The organism is Jeongeupia chitinilytica (assembly GCF_014652315.1).
Lineage (GTDB): Bacteria > Pseudomonadota > Gammaproteobacteria > Burkholderiales > Chitinibacteraceae > Jeongeupia > Jeongeupia chitinilytica.
The window spans coordinates 42,254-64,863 of record NZ_BMYO01000006.1 but is presented as its reverse complement, the minus strand read 5'-3'; the positions used below and the strand labels follow the sequence as shown (position 1 = coordinate 64,863).

At 67.4% G+C, this 22,610-nt stretch carries 21 protein-coding genes; 8 read left to right on the top strand and 13 right to left on the bottom strand.

Annotated features, from left to right (window positions below; all coding sequences use genetic code 11):
• The first annotated feature begins 5 nt into the window (after positions 1–5).
• The gene (locus IE097_RS11695; protein WP_189460948.1) at positions 6–479 is read left to right on the top strand and encodes a SixA phosphatase family protein; all 474 of its coding nucleotides are present in this window, start codon (positions 6–8) and stop codon (positions 477–479) included.
• Positions 480–811: 332 nt separating this feature from the next.
• Here the strand turns inward: IE097_RS11695 and IE097_RS11690 are convergent, their stop codons facing one another.
• From IE097_RS11690 to IE097_RS11670, 5 genes are read right to left on the bottom strand one after another with little or no spacing between them, the layout of a single operon-like run.
• The gene (locus IE097_RS11690) at positions 812–2,008 is read right to left on the bottom strand and encodes a heme biosynthesis HemY N-terminal domain-containing protein (protein ID WP_189460946.1); all 1,197 of its coding nucleotides are present in this window, start codon (positions 2,006–2,008) and stop codon (positions 812–814) included.
• A complete protein-coding gene (locus IE097_RS11685; protein WP_189460944.1) occupies positions 2,005–3,042 on the bottom strand; it encodes a uroporphyrinogen-III C-methyltransferase in 1,038 nt (345 codons plus the stop codon). The genes IE097_RS11690 and IE097_RS11685 overlap by 4 nt, the downstream gene beginning before the upstream one ends.
• Positions 3,039–3,773 carry a uroporphyrinogen-III synthase gene (locus IE097_RS11680; protein ID WP_189460942.1) on the bottom strand — a complete coding sequence of 245 codons (735 nt, stop codon included), beginning with the start codon at positions 3,771–3,773 and terminating at the stop codon, positions 3,039–3,041. The genes IE097_RS11685 and IE097_RS11680 overlap by 4 nt, the downstream gene beginning before the upstream one ends.
• Before the next feature lie 49 nt (positions 3,774–3,822).
• Positions 3,823–4,818 (bottom strand): hydroxymethylbilane synthase, encoded by a 996-nt coding sequence (gene hemC / locus IE097_RS11675; RefSeq protein WP_189460940.1) that lies wholly within the window; start codon positions 4,816–4,818, stop codon positions 3,823–3,825.
• Entirely contained in the window at positions 4,815–5,291 is a 477-nt protein-coding gene (locus IE097_RS11670; RefSeq protein ID WP_189460938.1) for an Lrp/AsnC family transcriptional regulator, read from the bottom strand. Before IE097_RS11670 ends, hemC begins: the two co-directional genes overlap by 4 nt.
• Before the next feature lie 101 nt (positions 5,292–5,392).
• Between IE097_RS11670 and IE097_RS11665 the strand changes: the two genes are divergently transcribed.
• Positions 5,393–5,719: a YjiS-like domain-containing protein gene (locus IE097_RS11665; protein ID WP_189460937.1), complete on the top strand. Its 327-nt coding sequence runs from the start codon at positions 5,393–5,395 to the stop codon at positions 5,717–5,719.
• On the opposite strand, the gene IE097_RS11660 is transcribed toward IE097_RS11665, so the two are convergent.
• Both IE097_RS11660 and IE097_RS11655 read right to left on the bottom strand, forming a co-directional pair.
• Positions 5,720–7,033: a dicarboxylate/amino acid:cation symporter gene (locus IE097_RS11660; protein WP_194523922.1), complete on the bottom strand. Its 1,314-nt coding sequence runs from the start codon at positions 7,031–7,033 to the stop codon at positions 5,720–5,722.
• 287 nt (positions 7,034–7,320) lie between these two features.
• Complete coding sequence (locus IE097_RS11655; protein WP_189460935.1) at positions 7,321–7,734, bottom strand: helix-turn-helix domain-containing protein; 414 nt, start codon at positions 7,732–7,734, stop codon at positions 7,321–7,323.
• 150 nt (positions 7,735–7,884) lie between these two features.
• Between IE097_RS11655 and IE097_RS11650 the strand changes: the two genes are divergently transcribed.
• A complete protein-coding gene (locus IE097_RS11650) occupies positions 7,885–8,388 on the top strand; it encodes a DUF2938 domain-containing protein (RefSeq protein WP_189460933.1) in 504 nt (167 codons plus the stop codon).
• 1 nt (position 8,389) lies between these two features.
• On the opposite strand, the gene IE097_RS11645 is transcribed toward IE097_RS11650, so the two are convergent.
• From IE097_RS11645 to polA, 4 genes are all read right to left on the bottom strand, one after another.
• Positions 8,390–9,745, bottom strand: a complete 1,356-nt coding sequence (locus IE097_RS11645; protein ID WP_189460931.1) for a sigma-54-dependent transcriptional regulator — start codon at positions 9,743–9,745, stop codon at positions 8,390–8,392.
• Positions 9,742–11,565 carry a sensor histidine kinase gene (locus IE097_RS11640; protein ID WP_189460929.1) on the bottom strand — a complete coding sequence of 608 codons (1,824 nt, stop codon included), beginning with the start codon at positions 11,563–11,565 and terminating at the stop codon, positions 9,742–9,744. The genes IE097_RS11645 and IE097_RS11640 overlap by 4 nt, the downstream gene beginning before the upstream one ends.
• Positions 11,562–11,957 carry a VOC family protein gene (locus tag IE097_RS11635; RefSeq protein WP_189460927.1) on the bottom strand — a complete coding sequence of 132 codons (396 nt, stop codon included), beginning with the start codon at positions 11,955–11,957 and terminating at the stop codon, positions 11,562–11,564. Before IE097_RS11635 ends, IE097_RS11640 begins: the two co-directional genes overlap by 4 nt.
• A 140-nt stretch (positions 11,958–12,097) precedes the next feature.
• Positions 12,098–14,905, bottom strand: coding sequence for a DNA polymerase I (gene polA / locus IE097_RS11630; protein ID WP_189460925.1), 2,808 nt, complete (start codon positions 14,903–14,905; stop codon positions 12,098–12,100).
• A 61-nt stretch (positions 14,906–14,966) separates the two neighbouring features.
• Between polA and IE097_RS11625 the strand changes: the two genes are divergently transcribed.
• The 5 genes from IE097_RS11625 to IE097_RS11605 all read left to right on the top strand — a co-directional run bounded on the left by IE097_RS11625 (position 14,967) and on the right by IE097_RS11605 (position 19,037).
• A complete protein-coding gene (locus IE097_RS11625) occupies positions 14,967–15,701 on the top strand; it encodes an LOG family protein (RefSeq protein WP_189460922.1) in 735 nt (244 codons plus the stop codon).
• A gap of 60 nt (positions 15,702–15,761) precedes the next feature.
• Positions 15,762–16,127, top strand: coding sequence for a DUF2782 domain-containing protein (locus IE097_RS11620; protein ID WP_189460920.1), 366 nt, complete (start codon positions 15,762–15,764; stop codon positions 16,125–16,127).
• 81 nt (positions 16,128–16,208) lie between these two features.
• On the top strand, positions 16,209–17,147 hold the full coding sequence (locus IE097_RS11615) for a homoserine kinase (protein ID WP_189460918.1): 939 nt from the start codon (positions 16,209–16,211) through the stop codon (positions 17,145–17,147).
• A 62-nt stretch (positions 17,148–17,209) separates the two neighbouring features.
• Entirely contained in the window at positions 17,210–18,592 is a 1,383-nt protein-coding gene (locus IE097_RS11610; protein ID WP_189460917.1) for an FAD-binding oxidoreductase, read from the top strand.
• 37 nt (positions 18,593–18,629) lie between these two features.
• Positions 18,630–19,037: a VOC family protein gene (locus tag IE097_RS11605; RefSeq protein ID WP_189460915.1), complete on the top strand. Its 408-nt coding sequence runs from the start codon at positions 18,630–18,632 to the stop codon at positions 19,035–19,037.
• A gap of 29 nt (positions 19,038–19,066) precedes the next feature.
• Here the strand turns inward: IE097_RS11605 and IE097_RS11600 are convergent, their stop codons facing one another.
• Together IE097_RS11600 and IE097_RS11595 are read right to left on the bottom strand one after the other, a co-directional pair.
• A complete protein-coding gene (locus tag IE097_RS11600; RefSeq protein ID WP_189460914.1) occupies positions 19,067–19,864 on the bottom strand; it encodes an inositol monophosphatase family protein in 798 nt (265 codons plus the stop codon).
• Positions 19,865–20,004: 140 nt separating this feature from the next.
• The gene (locus IE097_RS11595; RefSeq protein ID WP_229797557.1) at positions 20,005–22,407 is read right to left on the bottom strand and encodes a phosphoketolase family protein; all 2,403 of its coding nucleotides are present in this window, start codon (positions 22,405–22,407) and stop codon (positions 20,005–20,007) included.
• Positions 22,408–22,610: the final 203 nt, after the last annotated feature.

Below are 22,610 nucleotides of genomic sequence, written 5' to 3'. Positions count from 1 at the left end.
CGACGATGGAACAGCTGATCCTGTGGCGTCATGCCGACGCCGAAGAAGGGGGCGACGATCTGGCGCGTGCGCTGACGCCCAAGGGTCGCAAGCAGGCACAGAAGGTCGCCGCCTGGCTGAACCGCTATCTGGCCGGCCAGCGCGTCCGGGTGATCGCCAGCCCGGCCAGGCGCGCGCAGGAAACCGCGAAGACGCTGGGCATGGCCGTCGAGACCAGCGAACTGCTCGACCCGGCCAACGGCCAGACCGCGCACTACCTCGAAGCCGCCGGCTGGCCGCAGGGCGACGACACTGTGGTGGTGCTGGTCGGCCACCAGCCGACGCTGGGCGCGGTGGCGGCGCTGCTGCTGACCGGGCGCGAGCAGGACATGGTGCTGAAGAAGGGCGGGCTGGTGTGGATCGAACTGCGCCGCCGCGGCAGTGCCGTCGGGGGCGATTACGTGCTGCGTGCGGCCATCTGTCCGGAGCTGCTTGGCTGAGTCCCGCCGCGGGCCCGGGCCGGGGCGACGAACGTGCGAACCGAACGCGGGGATTCGACTTCTAATCCAGACTGGATCCCCCAAGGTGAGTGCCCGGCGATGAAACCACCACAAATCCCGGGGCAGGCAGAACCTGCCCGCAGTGCACGTCCGAATGACTTCCTGACCCGGCATCGCAACGATGCGGCGTTTTCGTGGATCTGTTGCGCACCGGCGCAACCGCAAGCGGCGCCGGGCAACGGGAAGCCGGTCAAACGCGGTCTGCCCGGCTGAGTGTCGCCCGGCAAGAAAAAAGCCCTCCGCAAGGAGGGCTTTGTCGTGTCCGCGTGCGCTCAGCGCACCGGCACTGCCAGCGCCAGACTGGCGCGATAGTGGCGGTTGGCCTCTTCGGGGCGCTCGAGCCGTTCGAGCAGCGCGGCCAGCTCGGTATGCGCCAGCGCGGTCGGCGCGACGGCGATGCTCGCCTCGAAGTAGGTCTGCGCCTTGCCCCACAGCGCCCGTGCGGTGCACAGCCGGCCGAGCGTCAGCAGCAGCTGCGGATCGTTCGGATGGGTCTTGAGCCAGCTTTCGGCCTGTTGCAACTGCGACACCAGCGCATCGCCGTCCAGACCCAGCGTGCCGTAACGCTCCGCCAGTTCGCTCGACCAGTTCTGTGCGAGGGCCGCTTCGATCGCGTCGCGGGCAGCGGCGGGTTCGCCCTGTGCCGCATAGGCATCGGCGAGCGTCGCAACCAGCGCCGGGGCGGCACGATCGGCGACCGGCAGCTTGTTCCACCAGTCGCGCAGCTCGCGCGGCGTCTTCGGTTGCCGCTGCAGCACGTTCTGGTAGGCCTGCAGGCGGATCGCCTGGGCCTGGCCGGCGTCGAGCGCGTCGCTCTTGGTCAGCTGTTCGACCAGCCGGACGATGGCTTCGGCATTGTCCTCGCGCTGGCGCAAACGCAGCTCGAGCTTGAGCATGGCGGTCAGCTTGGGCGACAGGCTGCGTGCTTCGGCCAGTGCGGTTTCGGCGTCCTGGTTGCGGCGCTCGTCAAGGTAGAGCTCGGCCATCGTCATCGCCAGCGCCAGATGGCGCGGGCCGAGGCGTTCGCGCAGTCGCGCGAAGTACTGGTCGCGCTTGGCGAAATCGCGCATCAGGTGTGCGGCTCGTGCGGCGAGGATGCCGTTGACGGCAAATGCATCGGTTTCGCGGCTGGCGGCCAGGGCCTCGCCGGCCAGCCGTTCGGCGCGCTGGTAGCGGCCTTCGAAGAAGGCGATGCGGGCATCGCGTTCAAGCTGGACCGACGCGTCGCGTGCCTTGCGCAGCCGGTAGGCCTTGACCCGGTCGGGTAGGCCGCCGAGTTCGGCGATGACCCGTGCCAGCAGGTAAAGCGCCGCAACGAGGACGAGAATGCCGACGATGAAGACGTTGAGCGAAATCTCGATCCGCCACGGCGGGACGAACAGCAGCGCATAGCCGGTATTGAGCTGGGCGAACAGCGTCAGCCCGACGGCGAGCGCGAACAGCGCGATCAACCACAGCAGTGCTCTCACGGCTTGGCCCTCTCGGTGGCGAGCCGGCCCTGACGCACGGCGCTCAGGCTGGCGGACAGGTCGGGCAGCTTCAGCGCCAGCGATTCGCGCGACAGCGTGTCGAGTGATGCCAGCGCATTGCGTACCGCCGGTGCACTGCTGTCGAAATACTGCTTGAGGTAGTCGCCGGCGGCCTTCAGGTCGCTGCGGAACGCGGCTTCGTTGCGCATCAGCAGGGCGGTGCGCGCATCGAGCAGGCGCAGCTTGATGTTCTCGCGCAGGAAGAAGGCCTCGTTCGGCGTCAGCAGCATCGCATCCGGCTTGTCGATCCGGCGGATCTGGATCAGCTGACGGAATTCGTGCCACAGCTCGCCGCCGAAACGCTGCAGCGCGTTGGTCGGCGCCGGGGCGCCGGCCTTGGCCTTCGGATCGCGATAGCCGTCGATCGCCAGCGGCAGCTTGTCGACGCCGGCAACGAGGGTGTCGAGGCGGGTGGCGATGCCGACGACATCGAGGTAGGGCTGGGTCTTCAGCTGGTCGATGTCGTGACCGATGCTCTTGCGCAGCGTGATCAGCTCGGGGCGGTTCAGCGCGGCGAGCTTCTGGTCGATCGCATTCAGCCCGACCAGCGCGGCGTCGACATTGCCGGCGAGCTGCAGCTGCTGGCTGGCAAAGGCCAGCGTCTGTTCGGTTTCGGCGAGCACGCGCTGCGTTTCGTTGCGCGTCAGCGCTTCGTACATCGACGACAGTGCCGCCTGCTGGCTCTGGGTTTCGTTCTGCCGGGCCGACACCAGCGCCAGCTCGCGTTCGAGCGCCTGGCCGCGCAGCTGGGCCTGCGCTTCGCGTTCCTGTGCACCGCGCAGCTGCTGCTGGCCTTGTGCCAGTTCGCGGCTGACCTGCAGCCGCAGCGTTTCCATGGCCTGTTGCTGGTACAGCCAGACGCCGCCGGCGGCGGCGAGGGCGACGAGGGCCACGACCATGGCCGGTGACACGTGCGGCAGGCGGCGGCGGGGCGTGGTGAGCGCGGAAGGTAGCGAATCTTGTTCTTGGGTCATGGCTGCGGGTCCGCGAAATGGTGGCAGAGCGAGTCAACGGTTCCGGCGTCGCCGGTGGCGCAGGGTTCGACGCGGGTCGCGCCTTGCGCATGCAGGGCGGCGACGATGCGCGGGTGCGGCGCGAAATACAGCAGCGATTGTAGCCGCTCGCGCGCAGCGCCTCCAGCCAGCGTGAACAGTACGCCCGCGGCTTCGGAGCTGCTGATCACCGCAGCGTCGATGCCGGCGTCGAGCAGGCGGGTCAGGCCGGTGTCATCGAAGTCCGGCGGCCGGCGCCGGTAGGCCGGGACGATGGTCAGCGTTGCACCGCGCGCGGTCAGCGCCTCCGGCAGGATGTCGCGGCCGCCTTCGCCACGCACCAGCAGTACGCGCCGGCCGGCGAGATCGTGCATGGCGGCTTCGCGCAACAGGCCTTCGCTGTCGTGCTGCAGCGGCGGCGAAATCACCGTGGCGGCACCGAGTTCGCGCGCGCGCGCGGCGCTGCCGGGGCCGACGACGGCGACCGGCACGGTCGACGGCCAGTCGCGGCCAAGCTGTGCGAACGTCAGGTCGAGCGCGGTCGGGCTGACGAAGACGACGAGGTCGAAGCTCGAGAGTGCACCCAGTGCCGCGGCAAACGGGTACGGATCGGTCGGCGGAACGATGTCGAGCAGCGGCTGGCGCACGGCGGTGCCGCCCTGCGCTTCGATCAGTGCCGCCAGCGCGCCGGCCTGCGCCTGCGGCCGGGTCACCCAGATGCGGCGGCCGGCCAGCGGCGCCGGCTGCGCGGTGCGCGGCTGCTTAATGACCGGGCGTCCCGTGGTCCGCGCCCTGATCGAGTGCCTTGAGGATGTCGCCGGCACCTTCGCACATCAGCAGGTCGGCGACCTGGCGGCCGAGGCCGTCGGCGGCGGTACGGGTGCCGTTGGATTCGGCATGGACGCTGTGGCTGCCGTCGGGCATCGCCACGAGGCCGCGCAGCCGCAGGAAACCGTCCTCGTCCTCGGCGAATGCCGCCAGCGGCAGCTGGCACGAACCGTTCAGCCGGCGCGACAGCGTGCGTTCGGCGGTGACGCAGGCGGCGGTCGCCGCGTGGTTCAGCGGTGCGAGCAGCGCTTTCAGGTCGTCGCGATCGGCGCGGATCTCGATGCCGAGCGCGCCCTGGCCCGGCGCGGGCAGGCTGATGTCGGTGCTCAGTTCGGTGCGGATGCGGTCGGCGAAGCCGAGGCGCTTGAGTCCGGCGGCGGCAAGGATCAGCGCGTCGAACTCGCCGGCATCGAGCTTGGCCAGCCGGGTGCCGACGTTGCCGCGCACCGGTTTGAACACCAGTTGCGGGTAGCGGGCGCGCAGCTGCGCTTCGCGGCGCAGGCTGGCCGTACCGACGACGGCGCCTTCGGGCATCGCGTCGAGGCTGTCGTAGCGGGTCGAGACGAAGGCGTCGCGCGGGTCTTCACGCTCGGTGATCGCGGCGATGGCGAAGCCTTCGGGCAGCACCATCGGGACGTCCTTCATCGAATGCACGGCCAGATCGGCGCGGCCGTCGAGCAGCGCCTCCTCGAGCTCCTTGACGAACAGGCCCTTGCCGCCGACCTTGTTCAGCGTCTTGTCGAGGATCTGGTCGCCCTTGGTCGTCATCCCCAGCAGGTCGATCTCGGTCCCGGGCAACAGCGCGGCGAGCCGGGCCTGGATGTGCCGGGCCTGCCACAGGGCAAGCGGGCTTTCTCGGGTGGCGATGACGAGACGGGTGGGGGCGGACACGGCGGTGCTCACAGAGGTTCGATGCGACGATTCTATCATTGCCGCGCCGGCGGCTCGGCGGTGTCGAGCCGTGCCACCGGGCGGGCGATCGGCGTCGACAGCACCAGCGAGGTGGTCAGGTTGCCGTGCGCCGCCAGCGCATCGACGACGGTCTGCAGCGCTTCCGGGCGCGGAATCACGCAGCGGATCAGCAGGCAGTCCTCGCCGGTGATCCGGAGCACCTCGAGCACCTCGGGCATGGCCTCGCACTGCTTCAGCGCCTGCGGCAGCCGCGCGTGGTCGCTGCGCAGGCGGATCATCGCCTGCAGGCCGTAGCCGAGCTTCTGCAGGTTGAGCCGGGCGCCGTAGCCCTCGATGACGCCGGCGTCCTCGAGCTTGCGGATGCGTTCGCTGATCGCCGGTTGCGACAGGCCGATGCGCTTGCCGAGCGCCGACAGGCTCTGGCGGGCGTCGTGCTGCAGTGCGTCGACGATCTTCCAGTCCATGCTGTCGAGCTGAAACGATGAATTCATGGTGTGCCTTGCCGAAAACCGATGGATGCAAAGTACGGCGGGGTCATTTCGAATGGACCTGCATTCAGGCCGCCGCCGCTGCGCCATATCCTGTTTCCATCGTGAACGAAGACCCGAGGGTGGACAAGATGGGCTGGCAGGAACTGGGTTTGATCTGGCCGTCGCGCCCGGTGCGCGAGGCCGATGATGGGCTGATCGGCGGACACGGAGCAGCAGCCATGAAGCGCACGGGATGGTGGCAACGCTGGCGGCAGCGGCGCCGGCTGGCCAGTGAGCTGGCCGAGTTGCGCGGCATGTCGGGCTATCAGCTGGGGGATCTCGGCATCGCCGCCAGCGACATCGACGCGATTGCCGCCGGCACCTTCGAGGCACAGGTATCGCGGGCGAAAAAAAACCCGGCCGGGGCCGGGCAAAGAGAGGAAAACTGATCAGGCGCGGTCGAGGCCGAGCTGTGGGGCGACCGGTGCAACGCTGATTTCGGTTTCGGTCTTGCCGCCGCCGAGTACCCGGTTCAGCCGGGCGGTGTCGAGCTCGTTTTCCCAGCGCGACACGACGACGGTGGCGACGGCGTTGCCGATGAAGTTGGTCAGTGCGCGCGCTTCGCTCATGAAGCGGTCGATGCCGAGGATCAGCGCCATGCCGGCGATCGGGATGCTCGGCACCACCGCCAGCGTCGACGCCAGCGTGATGAAGCCGGCGCCGGTGACGCCGCTGGCGCCCTTCGAGGTCAGCATCGCCACGGCAAGGATCATCAGTTGCTGGCCCAGCGTCAGGTCGGTATTGGTCGCCTGGGCGATGAACAGCGCGGCCATGGTCATGTAGATGTTGGTGCCGTCGAGGTTGAACGAGTAGCCGGTCGGCACGACAAGGCCGACGACCGACTTCGAGCAGCCGAGCTTCTGCAGCTTGTCCATCAGTCGCGGCAGCGCGCTTTCCGACGAGCTGGTGCCGAGCACGATCAGCAGTTCTTCCTTGATGTAGGCAATCAGCCTGAATACCGAGAAGCCGCAGGCGCGGGCGATGCTGCCGAGCACCAGTACGATGAAGAGGCCGCAGGTCAGGTAGAACGCGCCCATCAGCTTGGCCATCGGGATCAGCGACGCGACGCCGTACTTGCCGATCGTGAACGCCATCGCACCGAAGGCACCGACCGGGGCGAGCTTCATGATCATGTTGACGACCGAGAACAGCACCTGCGAGATCTTGTCGTTCAGTTCCAGCAGTTGCTGGCCGCGCTCGCCGAGCCGCGACAGGCCGAAGCCGAACAGGATCGCCAGCAGCAGCACCTGCAGGATCTCGCCGTCGGCAAAGGCGCCGGCGACGGTGCCCGGGATGATGTGCATGATGAAGTCGACGGTGCTGTTGCCGTGCGCCTTGGCGGCGTAGCCGGCGACGGCGCTGGCGTCGAGGTGGGCGACGTCGGCGTTGAAGCCGGCGCCCGGCTGCAACAGGTGCGAAACGATCAGGCCGATGACCAGCGCGAAGGTCGACACCACTTCGAAGTACAGCAGCGCCTTGCCGCCGACGCGGCCGACCTTCTTCATGTCCTGCATGCCGGCGATGCCATGGACCACGGTGACGAAGATCACCGGGGCGATGATCATCTTCACCAGCTTGATGAAGCCGTCGCCGAGCGGCTTGAGCGCGGCACCGAGGGCGGGGTCGAAGTAGCCGAGCAGCACGCCGGCGACGATGGCGACCAGCACCTGTACGTAAAGCACCTTGTAGAAAGGTTGTTTCATGATCACGACTCCTGGGGCGACGGATCGCCGGTTCCGATTCGTGGCGCCGCGTAGTGGTGCTGCGCGGGCTACGGCTTGCCTCGTTACAGGGCAAGCGCCGTGCCAGAAGCCGCTCTGGAGTCAGTGCATTGATTTTTCAGGGTTTGTGCCGAATCGTGCCCACACGGTCATGTGCGGAATCCCGCCATGACGGTCCGTACGTGTGCGGAAATCCGCTCACCGTTCCGGTAGTCGGCGTACGGCGTATTCCGGATTGCACCGGCATGCAGCGGGGGCGCCGGCCGCGCTCAGGGTTTGCCCGGCTGCCGCGGTGCGGTGCCGGCGGTCTGCAGCAGCTTCCGGAACGTCGGGCAGGCCATGTGGTTCGGCGCCGGGCAGTGCGCCGCGTGCTGCAGTCCGTCGCGCAATGCGCCCAGCCGCCGGATCGTGCGTTCGAGTTCGTCGGCCCGGGCGAGCAGTTGCTGCCGGTCGATCTGTGGCTGGCCGTCCGGACCGAACATGCCGGCGATGTCGTCGAGCGAGAAGCCGGCGGTGCGGCCGAGGGCGATCAGCGCCAGCCGCTGCAGCACATCCGGGTGATACAGCCGCCGCAGGCCGCGGCGTCCGGTCGGGCGGATCAGCCCCTTTTCTTCGTAGTAGCGCAGTGTCGAGGCCGGCAGGCCCGAGTGCCGGATCACTTCGCCGATATCGAGCGCATCCATGCTTGACCTCAAGTCGACTTGAATTTGCAGAATGAAGATTCATACACGGCAAAGCAAGCGGAGTGATCACCATGACAAGCACACCAGTACGCACGGCAGCTCGGGGCGCCGCACCAAACGGCCGGCGATCGCCGGCAAAGCGGGGTCGCCATGACTGACCCTATCGACGTGCTGTGGCGGATCGGGCTGACCGGGATCGGTGCGACGGCCTGCATGGATCTGTGGACCGTACTGCGCAAACGCCTGTTCGGCGTGGCGTCGCTCGACTATGCACTGGTCGGGCGCTGGGTCGCGCACATGCGGGCCGGCCGGTTCCGCCATCCGGCGATCGCCAAGGCGTCGCCCCGGCCTGGCGAGCGGGCCATCGGCTGGAGCGTGCACTACCTGAGCGGAATCGCGCTGGTGGCCCTGCCGCTGCTGTGGAGCGGGGCCGACTGGCTGCACCGGCCTTCGCTGCCGGTGGCGCTGGGCGTCGGCCTTGGCAGCGTGGTGCTGCCGTTCTTCGTGATGCAGCCGGCGTTCGGTTTCGGCATCGCCGCAAGGCTGACCGCGAATCCGCAGGCCGCGCGCTGGCGCAGCGTAACCACCCATCTGGCGTTCGGCCTCGGCCTGTTCATCGCCGCCAGCGCAGTGGCGAGCGGCTGGCCGCGCTAGTTCAGCCCTGGCGGAACGCGTCCGGGTCGATGCCGTGGCGGGAGAGCTTGTCGTACAGCGTCTTGCGCGGCAGGCCGAGCGTCTCGGCGGTGCGGGTGACCTGGCCGCCGGTGTCGCGCAGCGCCCCTTCGATGATGCGTTTTTCGGCACGGTCGACCTGTGCGGCGAGCGTCGCCGGCGCGGCGTCGTCGGCGAGCTTCGGCGTGCCTTCGGGCAGGCCGAGGCAGAAACGCTCGGCGACGTTCTTCAGCTCGCGCACATTGCCGGGCCAGTCGTAGGCCTGCCAGCGCGCCAGATCGCCGGCGCTCCAGCTCGGCGCCGTCCGGCCGAAGCGTTGTGCAGCGTCGAACAGGAAATGCCCCATCAGCAGCGCGACGTCGTCGCGGCGCTCGCGAAGCGGCGGCAGGTCGAGCACGACGACGTTGAGCCGGTGATAGAGGTCGGCACGGAAACGGCCGGCGTCGCTCTCGGCCTTCAGGTCGGCCTTGCTGGCGACGACGATGCGCACGTCGACGGCAATCGCCGCGTTGCCGCCAAGCCGCTCGACCTTGCGGTCCTGGATCACCCGCAGCAGCTTCACCTGCAGCGCCAGCGGCATGCTCTCGATTTCGTCGAGGAACAGCGTGCCGCCGTCGGCGTACTCGATCTTGCCGATCCGCCGCTTTGCCGCGCCGGTGTAGGCGCCGGCCTCGGCGCCGAAGACCTCGGCCTCGAACACGGTCTCGGGCAGCGCGCCGCAGTTGAGCGCGACGAACTGGCCCTTGCGGCCGCTGGCGACATGGAGCGCCCGCGCGACGACGTCCTTGCCGCAACCGGTCTCGCCGTTGACGAGCACGTCGATGCCGACCGGTGCGACCGCGGCGATGGTCTGCCGCAGCGCCACGATCGCCGGGTTCTGGCCGATCAGCAGCTGTTCGAGCGGCTCGCCCAGTTTGGCGCGCAGCCGCTGGTTCTCCCACGCCAGCCGGCGTTTTTCCAGCGCGCGCCGCACCTGCTCGACCAGCCGTTCGGACGTGAACGGCTTTTCGATGAAGTCGTAGGCGCCGTCGCGCATCGCGCCGACCGCCATCGTCACATCGCCGTGGCCGGTGACGAGGATGACCGGCAGCGCACGATCGAGCGCAAGCAGCTCGCGCAGCAGTGCCAGCCCGTCGCGACCGGGCAGCCGGACGTCGCTGACGACGACCGCCGGGCGTTCGCCGTCGGCGATGGCGTCGAGCAGCGATTCGGCATCGGGGTGGCCGCGGACGGCAAAGCCGGCCAGCCGCAACGCCTGTTCGCTGCCGCGGCGGACGATGGGGTCGTCCTCGACCAGATGGATGCTCTGCGGAAAGGCGTCGGTCAGCGGTTCGGTCATGGCGTCGGCAGGGTCAGGATGAAGAGGGCGCCGCCGTCGGCGGCATTTTCGGCGGCAAGACTGCCGGAGAAACTCTGCACGATGGTGTGCGAAATCGCCAGCCCGAGGCCGAGTCCCTTGCCGACCGGCTTGGTGGTATAGAAGGGCTCGAACAGCCGGGCCAAGGCTTCCGGCGCAATGCCGTCGCCGTGGTCGCGGATGCGGATCTCGACCTGCCCGTCCAGCGCGCGTACGCCGACCGCCAGCACCGGTGCGATCTGGCCTTCCATTGCATCGAGGCCGTTGCGCAGCAGGTTGACCAGCACCTGTTCGAGCTGCAGCGCGTCGGCGCGGACGGTCTCGTCGCTGACGTCGGTGTCGATCCGGGCGTTCAGCTCGCGCCGGCGCGGTTCGACGAGCATCAGCGCGTTGGCGAACGCGTCGGCGAGTAGCACCGGTTCGAGCCGTGCCGATTCCTTGCGGGCGAAGGTCTTGAGCTGGCCGACGATGCGGCCCATCCGCTGCGCCAGCTGGCTGATCAGGCCGAGGTTCTCGCGTGCTTCGGCCGTTTCGTTCAGTTCGAGCAGCCGTGCGGCGTTGTCGGACAGCGTCGTCAGCGCGGCGAGCGGCTGGTTCAGTTCGTGGGTGACGCCGGCGGCCATCTGGCCGAGCACCGCGAGCTTGGCGGTCTGCACCGCGTTGTCGCGCGCGCGGCGCAGCAATGCCTCGGTGCGTTCGAGTTCGTGGATGCGCTCGGTCAGGGCCTCGTTGGTGATCACCAGATGTTCGGTCTGCTCGGCGATGCGGGCCTCGAGCGCCGCATGTGCGGCGCGCTGGGCCTTGAGCGACTCGCGCCGCTCCTCGAGCCGGCGACGGCGCTGCTGTGCGAACAGCCAGAGCGCGGTGACGAAGGCGAGGCCGAAGCCGAGTGCGGCGGCCTGCGCGGCGGCACTGCGGCGCACGTCGGCGGTGTTCGACAGCAGCACGATGTGCCAGCCGAGCGGGCCGACCCTGGCCGTCTGCGCCATGTAGTCGCGGCCGTTCTCGGGCCCGGCGATGCGCAGCCTTTGCGGTTGCGGCGCCGATGCATCGATGCGCTGGCCGGCGGCGAGCACCTGCAGCGCCTGTTGCGGATACTGGCGCGTCTGCGCCAGCCGCGTGCGGTCGGCCGGCGGCAGCGGGCTCAGCGTGTGGTAGCGCCAGGCCGGCATCGACGACAGGAACACCACGCCGACGTCGTCGGCGACCAGCAGCGGATCGCTGCCGCCGGGCAGCGCCGCTTCGTACGGTCCGAGGCTGACCTTGACGACGACGACGCCGGCAATCCGGCCGTCAACGCGCAGCGGCGCCGACAGGTAGTAGCCGGGCGAGAGGCTGGTGGTGCCGAACGCGTACATGCGCCCGGGCCGGCCGGCGATCGCATCGCGGAAATAGGGGCGGTAATCGAAACGCCGGCCGACGAAGCCCTGCGGCTCGCGCCAGTTGCTCGCCGCCAGCGTTACGCCGTCCGGTGCGATCAGGTAGGCGACCGACACCTGCGCGTGCTGGCGGAACGCTTCGAGATAGCGGTTGGCTGCGGCGATGCGGGCCGGATCGTCCGGTGTCGCGAGCGCCCCGGCCAGTGTGGATTCGAGTGTCAGCAGCTGCGGCAGCTGCGCGTACTTGTCGAGCAGCGCGTCGAGACTGCGGGCGTAGAAGCCCAGCCGCTGTCGCGCCTCGGCCTGCTGTGCCGCCAGACCGCGCTCGAGCAGCCAGGCATAGCCGGCCCACGCGAGCAGCGCGCCGGGGACGAGCATCAGCAGGACCAGCAGCCCGCGTCGCAGCGGGGCGGGCCGGCTCATGTGTCGGGCGTGCCGGCCCGGAACTGGACGACGTTGCCCTCGGGATCGACGCCGTCGCACACGACGAAATCGCCGAAACGCCATTCGGCCTCGGGCGGCGGCAGCACGCCGCCGAGGCAGGCGGCAACGGTGCGTGCGTTGGCGAGACTGGGGACGAAGAACACCGGCTTGATCGCCGTGTTCTCGCGCGGACGCGGCGGCGTGTCGATGGCGATGGTTGCGGCGATCTGCGCCGGGACGCGCTGGATCACCAGCTCGTAGCCGGGCGCATTCAGCACGATGTAGTTCGATTCGGCGTGACCGATGTCCATGTCGAGCACGCCGGCGTAGAACGCCGCGACGCGTTCGATGTCGACGGCGTACAGCACGGTGCCGGCTCTGAGTCTGCTCATGTTGGACCTCCTTCCGCCAAGCCTAAGCCAATTTGCCAACTCGGACCATCGGGCGCCACCGCTGCCGTCCGTGTTGCCGGGATCTGCCGGTGGATGAAAAAAGCCCTGCACGATGCAGGGCCGGATCGGAAGACGGCGGATCAGTGTGCCTCGTCCCAGTTGTCGCCGACGCCGACTTCGGCAACCAGCGGTACCGCCAGCTCGGCGATCTGCGCCATTTTTTTCGGCAGCTCGACGCGGATCAGTTCGACCTCGTCTTCCGGTACTTCGAGCACCAGTTCGTCGTGGACCTGCAGCACGAGTTTGCTCTTCAGCTTGGCCTCGGTGAGCCAAGCGTCGACGGCGATCATCGCCCGCTTGATCAGGTCGGCGGCGGTGCCCTGCATCGGCGCGTTGATCGCCGCGCGTTCGGCGCCGGCACGGCGGCCGGCGTTGCTCGACCTGATCTCGGGCAGCCACAGCCTGCGGCCGAACACCGTTTCGACATAGCCCTGCTCGCGTGCCTGCACGCGGGTGCGCTCCATATAGGCAGCGACACCGGGGAACTGGGCGAAGTAGCGGTCGATGAAGGTCTTGGCGGCGCTGCGGTCGATTTCCAGCGCGGCGGCAAGGCCGAAGGCGCTCATGCCGTAGATCAGGCCGAAGTTGATCGTCTTGGCGTAGCGACGCTGCTCGCTGCTGACTTCGAGCGGCGAGACGCCGAACACTTCCGACGCCGTGGCGCGGTGGATGTCCTGGCCTTCGGCGAAGGCCTTGAGCAGCGCCTTGTCGCCCGAGAGGTGCGCCATGATGCGCAGCTCGATCTGCGAGTAGTCGGCCGACACCAGTTTGCAGCCCGGCGGCGCGATGAAGGCTTCACGGATCTTGCGGCCCTCGGCGGTGCGGATCGGAATGTTCTGCAGGTTCGGGTCGTTCGACGACAGCCGGCCGGTCGCGGCGACGGCCTGGCTGAAGTTGGTGTGCACGCGGCCGGTGTCCGGGTTGACCATCGTCGGCAGCTTGTCGGTGTAGGTCGACTTGAGCTTGGACAGGCTGCGGTTCTCGAGCAGCACCTTGGGCAGCGGGAAATCCTTGGCCAGCTCGGTCAGCACGTCCTCGTCGGTCGACGGCGCGCCCTTCGGGGTCTTCTTGATCACCGGCAGGCCGAGCTTTTCGAAGAAGATTTCGCCGATCTGCTTCGGCGAGCCGAGGTTGAACGGCTGGCCGGCGAGTTCGTACGCCTGCTGTTCGAGTTCGATCAGCTTGAGGCCGATCGCGTGGCTCTGGCGGTTGAGCCGGTCGGCGTCGACCAGCATGCCGTTGCGTTCCATCGTGAACAGCACTTCGCGCACCGGCATTTCCAGTTCGCGGTACAGCGTCTGCAGCTGCGGCTGCTTCGCCAGCCTGGCGCTCAGGGAATGTGCCAGCCTCAGGGTGATGTCGGCGTCCTCGGCGGCGTAGGCGGTTGCGGTGTCGACACCGACTTCGTCAAAGCCGATCTGCTTGGCGCCCTTGCCGGCGACGTCCTCGTACTTGATCGTCGTCTCGCCGAGCTCGCGCATCGCCAGATCGTCCATGTTGTGGCGCTCGTGGCTGGCGAGCACGTAGGACATCAGCAGCGTGTCGTCGGCGATACCGGCCAGCGCGATGCCATGGTTGGCGAACACGTGCTGGTCGTACTTGAGGTTCTGGCCGAGTTTCTTGTGCTCAGAAGATTCGAGCCATGGCTTGAGCTTGGCCAGCGTCGCGTCGAACGGCAACTGCTCGGGTGCTTCGGTGCCGCGGTGCGCCAGCGGCAGATAGGCGGCCTCGCCCGGCGTGACCGAGAACGAGATGCCGACGATCTTCGCGCGCATCGGATCGAGGCTGGTGGTTTCGGTATCGAGCGCAACGACGTCGGCCGCCAGCAGTCTGGCCAGCCAGGCGTCGAGCTGCGCGCCGGTCAGGATGGCTTCGTAGTGTCGTTCGACGGGCGCTTCGGCCGGCTGCGTGGTGGGGACATTGGCGGTCGCGATGGCCGATGCCGCCTCGACGTTCGACTCTGGCGTTGCCAGCGGTTTGCCGAACAGGTCGCCGGCGGGCGCGGCAGCCGGTGCGGCGGCTGTGTTCAAGCGGGTCTCGGCCTCGCGCAACCAGGTGCGGAAGTTGTAGCGCTCGAACATCGCCTTGAGCGTTTGCCAGTCCTCGGCGCCCGGGGCGAGGTCGGCAATGCCGTTGGGCAGTTCGGTGGCAAGGTCGACGTCGGTCTTGATCGTGACGAGTTCCTTCGCCTTCGGCAGCCAGTCGAGGCTGTCGCGCAGGTTCTGGCCGACGACGCCCTTGATCGAATCTGCGTTGGCGATGATCGCATCGAGGCTGTCGTACTCGGCCAGCCACTTGGCGGCGGTCTTGTCGCCGCACTTCGGTACGCCGGGCACGTTGTCGACGGCGTCGCCCTTCAGCGTCAGGAAGTCGACGATCTGGTCGGGGCGCACGCCGAACTTGGCGAACACGCCGGCTTCGTCGAGGACTTCGTCGGTCATCGAGTTCTCGATCCGCACGTGGCCGTCGACCAGTTGCGCCATGTCCTTGTCGCCGGTCGACATGATCGCGGTCATGCCCTGCGCGGCGGCCTGCCGTGCCAGCGTGCCGATCACGTCGTCGGCCTCGACGCCGTCGACGATCAGCATCGGCACGCCGAAGGCGGTGACGGCCTCGTGGATCGGGGCGATCTGCACGCGCAGCTCGTCCGGCATGCTCGGCCGGTTGGCCTTGTATTCGGGGTAGAGGTCGTCGCGGAAGGTCTTGCCCTTGGCGTCGAACACGCAAGCGATGTAGTCGGCCGGCGTCGTCTGCCGCAGCTTCTTGAGCATGTTGATGAAGCCGTACAGCGCATTGGTCGGCGTGCCGTCGGGCGCCGAGAGTTCGCGGATCGCGTGGAAGGCGCGGTAGAGGTAGGACGAACCGTCGATCAGGAGCAGGGTGGGCATGGCGTATCCGCAGGCCGCCGCCTTGTGGGCGCGGCTATATTTGTAAGCAAGGAGGTGCGCGATGAATCTCAAGGACAAGCTGCCCCATTTCGTCGATCCGCAGATCGACAGCGAGCATCAGGGCGTGCGGGCCCGCGAGGCATGGCGGGTATTCGAGATCATGGCCGAATTCGTCGAGGCGACCGAACGCCTGCAACGGATCCAGCCGGCGGTATCGATCTTCGGTTCGGCACGCATCGGGCGCGACCACGCCCATTATAAGCGCACCGAGGAGATTGCCCGGCGCCTGTCGGATGCCGGCTTCGCGGTGATTTCCGGCGGCGGCCCGGGGCTGATGGAGGCGGCGAACAAGGGCGCCTACGACGGCGCCAGCCCGTCGGTGGGGCTGAACATCCAGCTGCCACACGAGCAGACCGGCAATCCGTACCAGGACATCAGCCAGAGCTTCCGCCACTTCTTTGCCCGCAAGGTCATGTTCGTCAAGCACGCGAGCGCCTATGTGGTGATGCCGGGCGGCTTCGGCACGCTGGACGAGCTGACCGAAGCGCTGACGCTGATCCAGACCGGCAAGTCGCGCAGGATCCCGATCATCCTTGTCGGCAGCGAGTTCTGGGGCGGTCTGATCGACTGGTTCCGCGAGCGTCTGGTTGCCGACGGCATGATCAATGCCGCCGATCTCGACCTCGTTCAGCTGATCGACGAACCGGCGGCCATCGTCGAAGCGATTTTCCGTTTCTTCGAAACGCGCGGTTTCGAGATGTCGCCTGCAGAGCGCGAAATGCAGTTCAGCCTGTGAGCCGGGGCGACGCATTCGGTAGAATGACCGAAACAGGCCCGCCGGGCCGAGGGAGCCCAGATGAAAACCGTGCTGACCAGCCTGATGCTGCTTGCCGGCAGCGCCGCGATGGCCGAGCTGCCGCCACTTGATCCGCCGCCGCCGCCGCCGCAATCGGTGCCGGCCGAGCAGTTGCCGCCGGTGGAAAAACCCAAGGCCAACAAGCCGGTCGGCGAACCGGAAGTGCGCATCATCGAAAAGGCCGATGCGACCATCGCCGAGTACCGCATGAACGGCCGGCTCTACATGATGAAGGTCACGCCCAAGGTCGGTAAGCCGTACTTCCTCTACGACCACGAAGGCAACGGCCAGTTCGACCGCATCGACAGCGCCGATTCGGGTGGCGCACGCCTGTCGGTGCCGCAATGGACGCTGTTCTCGTGGTGACGACGATCGCCGGCGCTCGTCTGTGCCGGCGCGCTTGCGTACACTCCGTCCCTCATCCGATCGCGCCGCACTGAATCCATCATGTCCGTTTTCACCACCGTTACGCCCGATGAGATGGGCGCCTTCCTCAAGCGCTATGCCATCGGTGGTCTGGTCGAGCTCAAGGGCATCGCCGCCGGCATCACCAATACCAACTACTTCGTCACGACCACGCACGGCCGCTACGTGCTGACGCTGTTCGAGACGCTGCGTGCCGACGAACTGCCGTACTACGTCAACCTGCTCGCCCATCTGGCGCAGCACGGCATCGCCGTCGCCGCGCCGATCGCCAATCACGACAATGCCTTCGTCGATACGCTGAACGGCAAGCCGACGCTGCTGGTCAACTGCCTGCCGGGTGCCGTCACCGACACACCGAACGCCGCGCAATGCCGCGAGGTCGGCGAAATGCTGGCGCAAATGCATCTGGCGGCGCGGCACTACGACGGGTACATGGCCAATCCGCGCGGCCGCGCCTGGCGCGAAGCCGTGGCTGCCGAAGTGACGCCGTTCATGGCGGCGGCCGATGCGGCCGAGCTGGACGCCGAAGTGGCGTCGCTGGCGGCGCAGGACTTCGGCGCGCTGCCGGCCGGTGTCATCCACGCCGACCTGTTCCGCGACAACGCGCTGATGGATGGTGACCGTGTCGGCGGCTTCATCGATTTCTACTACGCGTGCAACGACACGCTGGCCTACGACGTGGCGATCACCCTCAACGACTGGTGCGTGCTGGAGAACGGCGACATCGACGCCGAACGGGCCCGCGCGCTGCTCGCCGGTTACCAGAGTGTCCGTGCGTTCGAGGCCGCCGAGCTTGCCGCATGGCCGCAGCTGTTGCGTGCCGCAGCGGTGCGTTTCTGGGTATCGCGGCTGTACGACTTCTACAAGCCGGCGGCCGGCGAGATGACGTTCGCCAAGGACCCGGGCCACTTCCAGCGCGTGCTGCAGCATCACGTCGCACGCCGGGATTTCTGGCTTTAAAATCGATGTAACGATGACTCTGGATCGCCGGCTGCTGCCGGCGATCTCGTTTGGAGACGACGATGTCGTTCATGACCGAACTCGCCGCGCTGCTCGACCCGGCCGGCATCCTCACCGGCGCGCAGATCGACGGCTACCTGCTCGACAACCGCCGCCGCTACCACGGTGCCGCGCAAGCCGTGGTACGGCCCCGCTCGACCGCCGAGGTCGCTGCGGTGATGAAGCTGGCGCATGCGCACGGCGTGCCGGTCGTGCCGCAAGGCGGCAACACCGGCAACTGCGGGGCGGCGACGCCCGACGGCAGCGGTACGGCGATCGTGCTGTCGCTGGAACGGATGAACCGCGTGCTGGCGGTCGATGCCGACAACAACACCATCACCGTCGACGCCGGCACCGTCGTGGCCGACGTGCAGGCAGCAGCGCGCGCGGCCGGGCGGCTGTTCGCCGCCGACTGGGGCGCGGTCGGTTCGGCGCGGATCGGCGGTGCGCTCGGTACCAACGCCGGCGGCGTCAACGTGCTGCACTACGGCAACATGCGCGAACTGACGCTCGGACTCGAAGTCGTCCTCGCCGACGGCACCGTCTGGGACGGATTGCGCGGGCTGCGCAAGGACAACACCGGCTACGACCTGAAACAGCTGTTCATCGGTTCCGAAGGCACGCTCGGCGTGATCACCGCTGCCGTGCTCAAGCTGTCGCCGCAACTGTCGGCGCAGGCGACCGCGCTGGTCGCGCTCGAAACGCCGGATGCCGCGGTGACGCTGCTGCGCGGCTTGCAGGATCAGGTCGGCGAGCGGGTCACGTCGTTCGAGCTGATCTCGCGCCGCTGCTGGGAACTGCTCGCCGAACACTGCCCCGAACTGCCGCAACCGTTTGCTGCGCCACCGGCGTGGACCGTGCTGGTCGAGCTGGCCGATGGCGGCGCACCGGCCGTGCTGGTCGAGCGCTTGGCCGAGGCGCTGTTCGAGCTCGGCCACGAGGACGTGCTGCTGGCGCAGAGCGTGACCGAAGCGCAGGATTTCTGGCGATTGCGCGAGCACATTCCCGAGTCGCAGCGCCGCCGCGGTACCAGCATCAAGCACGACATCGCCGTGCCGGTGTCGCACATTCCGGCCTTCATGGTGGAGGCGGAAACGGTGCTGAAAGCCGCGTTTCCGGACCTCGACCTGGTCGCTTTCGGTCATGTCGGCGACGGCAACCTGCATTACAACGTCTTCCTCGGCGATCTGGGCAAGGGCGTGTACGAGCACGAACCGGCGGTCAACGCCATCGTTTACGACATCGTCGCCCGGCATCAGGGCACGATCAGCGCCGAACACGGCGTCGGCCAGCTCAAGCGCGACCAGCTGCCGCTGTACCGCGGCGAGGTCGAGCTGAACCTGATGCGCACCATCAAGGCCGCACTCGATCCGCTGGGGATCATGAATCCGGGCAAGGTGCTCTGACACGGCGGCGTATTCCGTTGGCGACAAGGGGGCAGTCATGTTTTCGCACGTGCATGTGGGCGTGACCGATTTCGAACGGGCGCTGGCGTTCTATCGCGCGGTGCTGGACTGTCTCGGCCTGGAGGTACGGTTCTGCGACCGCAGCCGCCCCTGGGCGGGCTGGCAGCAACCGGGCGAAGCACGCCCGCTGCTGCTGATCGGCACGCCGTTCGACGGGCATGCACATGCGCCGGGCAACGGCCAGATGATTGCCCTGCTGGCCGACAGTCGCGCCGTTGTCGATCGGACCTACGGAACGGCACTGAGCCATGGCGGCCTCTGCGCAGGGCCACCGGGCCTGCGACCGCAGTATCACGCGCATTACTATGGCGCGTATTTCCGTGATCCGGACGGCAACAAGCTCGCCGTCGTCTGTCATGCCCGGGGAGCTGAGTCCGCGGGGTAGTGGCCCGGCGCCGGCTCACACCGCAGCATTCAGCGGTTTTGCGTTGCCCACTGGTACCAGCTCTCGAACGCCTTCGGATGCCGGGCTGCGATGGCCGAGCGCGTCCACGGATCGCAATGCCAGTAGTCGCGGCGCGTCAGCGTGCCGAGCAGACAGCCGGCTTCTTCGGCGATCAGGGCGCCGGCAGCGTAGTCCCACAACTTTTGAGCACCGTGCAGCAGCAGGTCGAACCGGCCGGCGGCAAGGTAGCACCAGTCGACCGTGGCCGCGCCGTAGTTGCGCTGGCTGGCGAAGGGCGCGACGGTCACGATGCGCACCGGCAGGTGGCCGCCGAGGTATTTGGGCTCGACCGCGGCAACCGAGTCGGCGATCCGGGTCGGCTCGGCCGGGGCTTCGAGCCGCTCGCCGTTGAGCCACGCACCATGGCCGCGCCGGGCGCTGAAGGTTTCGTCGAGTACCGGCAGGTGGACGACGCCGAATTCGGTACGGCCGTGGCGCAGCAGGGCGATCGAGACCGAGAACATCGGCAGGCCGTGGGCGAAGTTGGTCGTGCCGTCGATCGGGTCGACGACCCACAGGCCGTCCGGATTGGCCGCCAGCAGCGCTTTCTGTTCGGCCGCGCACATCTCCTCGCCGAGCACCGGGTAGGGGGCGATCCCGGGCAGCGCGCGGGTCAGGAAGGCCTGGCTGGCCAGGTCGGCCTCGGTCAGCAGCGTGCCGTCATGCTTGCGGTGCGCGCTCACCTGGCGGAAACGCGGCATGATCTCGCGCTCCGCCACGGCGCGGGCGCAGTCGGCGATGCGGGCAAGCAGGTCGGTATCGGGCACGGCACAACTCCTCGGATTCAGGACTCAGTGTGCCCGTCGCCACGGCGTACGGGCAAGCGCCAGACCAAACAAAACAGCCCGCACAAGGCGGGCTGTTTTCAGGGTCGACCGGGGCGCGGGCCCCGGGCCGGAACGGGGTCTCAGTACGGCCAGACCCAGTTCTTCACTTCCGGCAGGTCGTCGCCGTGTTCGGCGATGTACTGCGCGTGCTCGACCAGCTTGTCGGCAAACTTCTGCCGCACGTGTGCACCGATCTTGGCCAGCTTCGGCACGCGGTCGATCACGTCGATCGCCAGGTTGAAGCGGTCGAGCTGGTTGACGACGACCATGTCGAACGGCGTCGAGGTCGAACCTTCTTCCTTGTAGCCGCGGGCATGGATGTTGGCATGACCGTTGCGACGGTAGCACAGGCGGTGGATCAGCCACGGATAGCCGTGGAAGGCGAACATGACCGGCTTGTCGGCGGTGAAGATCGAATCGAACTCGCGGTTCGACAGGCCGTGCGGGTGTTCTTCCTTCGGCTGCAGCGTCATCAGGTCGACGACGTTGACGAAGCGGATCTTCAGGTCCGGGAAGTGCTGACGCAGCAGGTCGGTCGCGGCCAGTGCTTCCATGGTCGGGATTTCACCGGCGCAGGCCATCACCACGTCCGGCTCGCCGCCGGCGTCGTTCGATGCCCAGTCCCAGATGCCCAGACCCTTGGTGCAGTGCTTGATCGCCTGGTCCATGGTCAGGTACTGCAGCGCGGGCTGCTTGCCGGCCACGACGACGTTCACGTAGTGGCGCGAACGCAGGCAGTGGTCGGTCACCGACAGCAGGGTGTTGGCGTCCGGCGGCAGGTAGACACGGATGACTTCGGCACGCTTGTTGACGACGTGGTCGATGAAGCCCGGATCCTGGTGCGAGAAGCCGTTGTGGTCCTGACGCCAGACGTGGCTGGTCAGCAGGTAGTTCAGCGACGGCAGCGGCTTGCGCCAGTTGATGTGGCGGGTGGTCTTCAGCCACTTGGCGTGCTGGTTGAACATCGAGTCGACGACGTGGATGAACGCTTCGTAGCAGCTGAAGAAGCCGTGGCGACCGGTGAGGTTGTAGCCTTCGAGCCAGCCCTGGCAGGTGTGCTCGGAGAGGATTTCCATCACGCGACCGTCCTGCGACAGCGTGTCGTTGTGCTCGTCTTCCGGCAGGTAGTCGGCGAACCAGGTCTTGCCGGTTTCCTCGAACACGTTGTTCCAGCGGTTCGACGCGGTTTCGTCCGGGCCGACGATGCGGAAGTTGCGCTGCTCTTCGTTTTCCTTCATCACGTCGCGCAGCAGCTTGCCCATTTCACGGGTGGCTTCGGCGTTGACGGTACCCGGCTTCTCGAACTTGACTTCGTAGTTGCGGAAGTCCGGCATGCGCAGGTCTTTCGACGCCTGGCCGTGGACGACCGGGTTCGAACCCATGCGGTGCAGGCCCTTCGGCGCGATCTCGGTCAGTTCGGCCTTGACGGTGCCGTCGGCGTTGAACAGGGTTTCCGGTTCGTACGACTTGAGCCAGTTTTCCAGGTTGTGGACGTTTTCGGCGTCGATGTCCGAGAACGGCACCTGGTGGCTGCGCCAGTAGTCCTCGACCTTCTTGCCCTTGATTTCCTTCGGACCGGTCCAGCCCTTCGGCGTGCGCATCACGATCATCGGCCATTGCGGGCGGGTGATCGGCTTGCCGGCGGCGATTTCGGCCTTGGCGGCTTCGCGGATCGCGTTCAGCTCGTCCAGGCAGGCGTCCATCGTGGCCGCCATCTTCTGGTGGATGTCGTGGAAGGTGGCTTGCTTGTCGTTGAAGGTTTCGTGCTTCAGTTCGACGAAGTGCGGCTTGTAGCCGTAGCCTTCGAACAGCTTGGTGATCTCTTCCTTCGACAGCCGTGCCAGCACGGTCGGGTTGGCGATCTTGTAGCCGTTCAGGTGCAGGATCGGCAGGACGAAGCCGTCGTTGACCGGGTGCAGGTATTTGTTCGAGTGCCAGCTGGCGGCCAGCGGGCCGGTTTCGGCTTCGCCGTCGCCGACCACGGCGAGGACGACCTGATCCGGATTGTCGAATGCAGCGCCGTAGGCGTGCGAGACCGAGTAACCGAGTTCACCGCCTTCGTGCATCGAGCCCGGAGTTTCCGGCGCAACGTGCGACGGGATGCCGCGCGGGAACGAGAACTGCTTGAACAGCCGCTGCATGCCGCCTTCGGTGCGGTCGATGCTCGGATAGAACTCTTCGTAGCTGCCTTCCAGCCAGGTGTTGGCGACCAGACCCGGGCCGCCGTGGCCAGGACCGGTGATGTAGATCATTTTCAGGTCGCGGTCTTTGATGACGCGGTTGGCGTGAACGTAGATGAAGTTCAGGCCCGGCGTCGTGCCCCAGTGACCCAGCAGGCGGGGCTTGATGTGCTTACGCTCCAGCGGCTGCTTCAGCAGCGGATTTTCCAGCAGGTAGATCTGACCGACGGACAGGTAGTTGGCGGCTTGCCAGTACCGGTGCATCTTGTCGAGGAGGTCTTGGGAAAGCGGTTGTTGAGCCACGTGTTCACCTCATTGCGGATAGAAATGGAGCGTCGGCACGAAAAGGCACGGGTGCCAACGGTTGCAAACAAGTATATGCCGCCCGGCTGACAGCCCTATGACCGAGGTCAAAGGTCCTCGCTGCCGTGTCAATACATCGAAATACGTGCCGGACGAGGAGTAATCAGCTTCTACCGTTTGTCGTGTAATGACAAGTGGGAATA

Coding starts and splice junctions, on each gene's coding strand:
- IE097_RS11610 (WP_189460917.1), top strand. CDS start 17,210: ATGTCGTTCATGACCGAACTCGCCGCGCTGCTCGACCCGGCCGGCATC.
- IE097_RS11685 (WP_189460944.1), bottom strand. CDS start 3,042: ATGACCCAAGAACAAGATTCGCTACCTTCCGCGCTCACCACGCCCCGC.
- IE097_RS11660 (WP_194523922.1), bottom strand. CDS start 7,033: ATGAAACAACCTTTCTACAAGGTGCTTTACGTACAGGTGCTGGTCGCC.
- IE097_RS11605 (WP_189460915.1), top strand. CDS start 18,630: ATGTTTTCGCACGTGCATGTGGGCGTGACCGATTTCGAACGGGCGCTG.
- polA (WP_189460925.1), bottom strand. CDS start 14,905: ATGCCCACCCTGCTCCTGATCGACGGTTCGTCCTACCTCTACCGCGCC.
- IE097_RS11635 (WP_189460927.1), bottom strand. CDS start 11,957: ATGAGCAGACTCAGAGCCGGCACCGTGCTGTACGCCGTCGACATCGAA.
- IE097_RS11625 (WP_189460922.1), top strand. CDS start 14,967: ATGAATCTCAAGGACAAGCTGCCCCATTTCGTCGATCCGCAGATCGAC.
- IE097_RS11650 (WP_189460933.1), top strand. CDS start 7,885: ATGACTGACCCTATCGACGTGCTGTGGCGGATCGGGCTGACCGGGATC.
- hemC (WP_189460940.1), bottom strand. CDS start 4,818: ATGATAGAATCGTCGCATCGAACCTCTGTGAGCACCGCCGTGTCCGCC.
- IE097_RS11670 (WP_189460938.1), bottom strand. CDS start 5,291: ATGAATTCATCGTTTCAGCTCGACAGCATGGACTGGAAGATCGTCGAC.
- IE097_RS11695 (WP_189460948.1), top strand. CDS start 6: ATGGAACAGCTGATCCTGTGGCGTCATGCCGACGCCGAAGAAGGGGGC.
- IE097_RS11615 (WP_189460918.1), top strand. CDS start 16,209: ATGTCCGTTTTCACCACCGTTACGCCCGATGAGATGGGCGCCTTCCTC.
- IE097_RS11620 (WP_189460920.1), top strand. CDS start 15,762: ATGAAAACCGTGCTGACCAGCCTGATGCTGCTTGCCGGCAGCGCCGCG.
- IE097_RS11645 (WP_189460931.1), bottom strand. CDS start 9,745: ATGACCGAACCGCTGACCGACGCCTTTCCGCAGAGCATCCATCTGGTC.
- IE097_RS11655 (WP_189460935.1), bottom strand. CDS start 7,734: ATGGATGCGCTCGATATCGGCGAAGTGATCCGGCACTCGGGCCTGCCG.
- IE097_RS11640 (WP_189460929.1), bottom strand. CDS start 11,565: ATGAGCCGGCCCGCCCCGCTGCGACGCGGGCTGCTGGTCCTGCTGATG.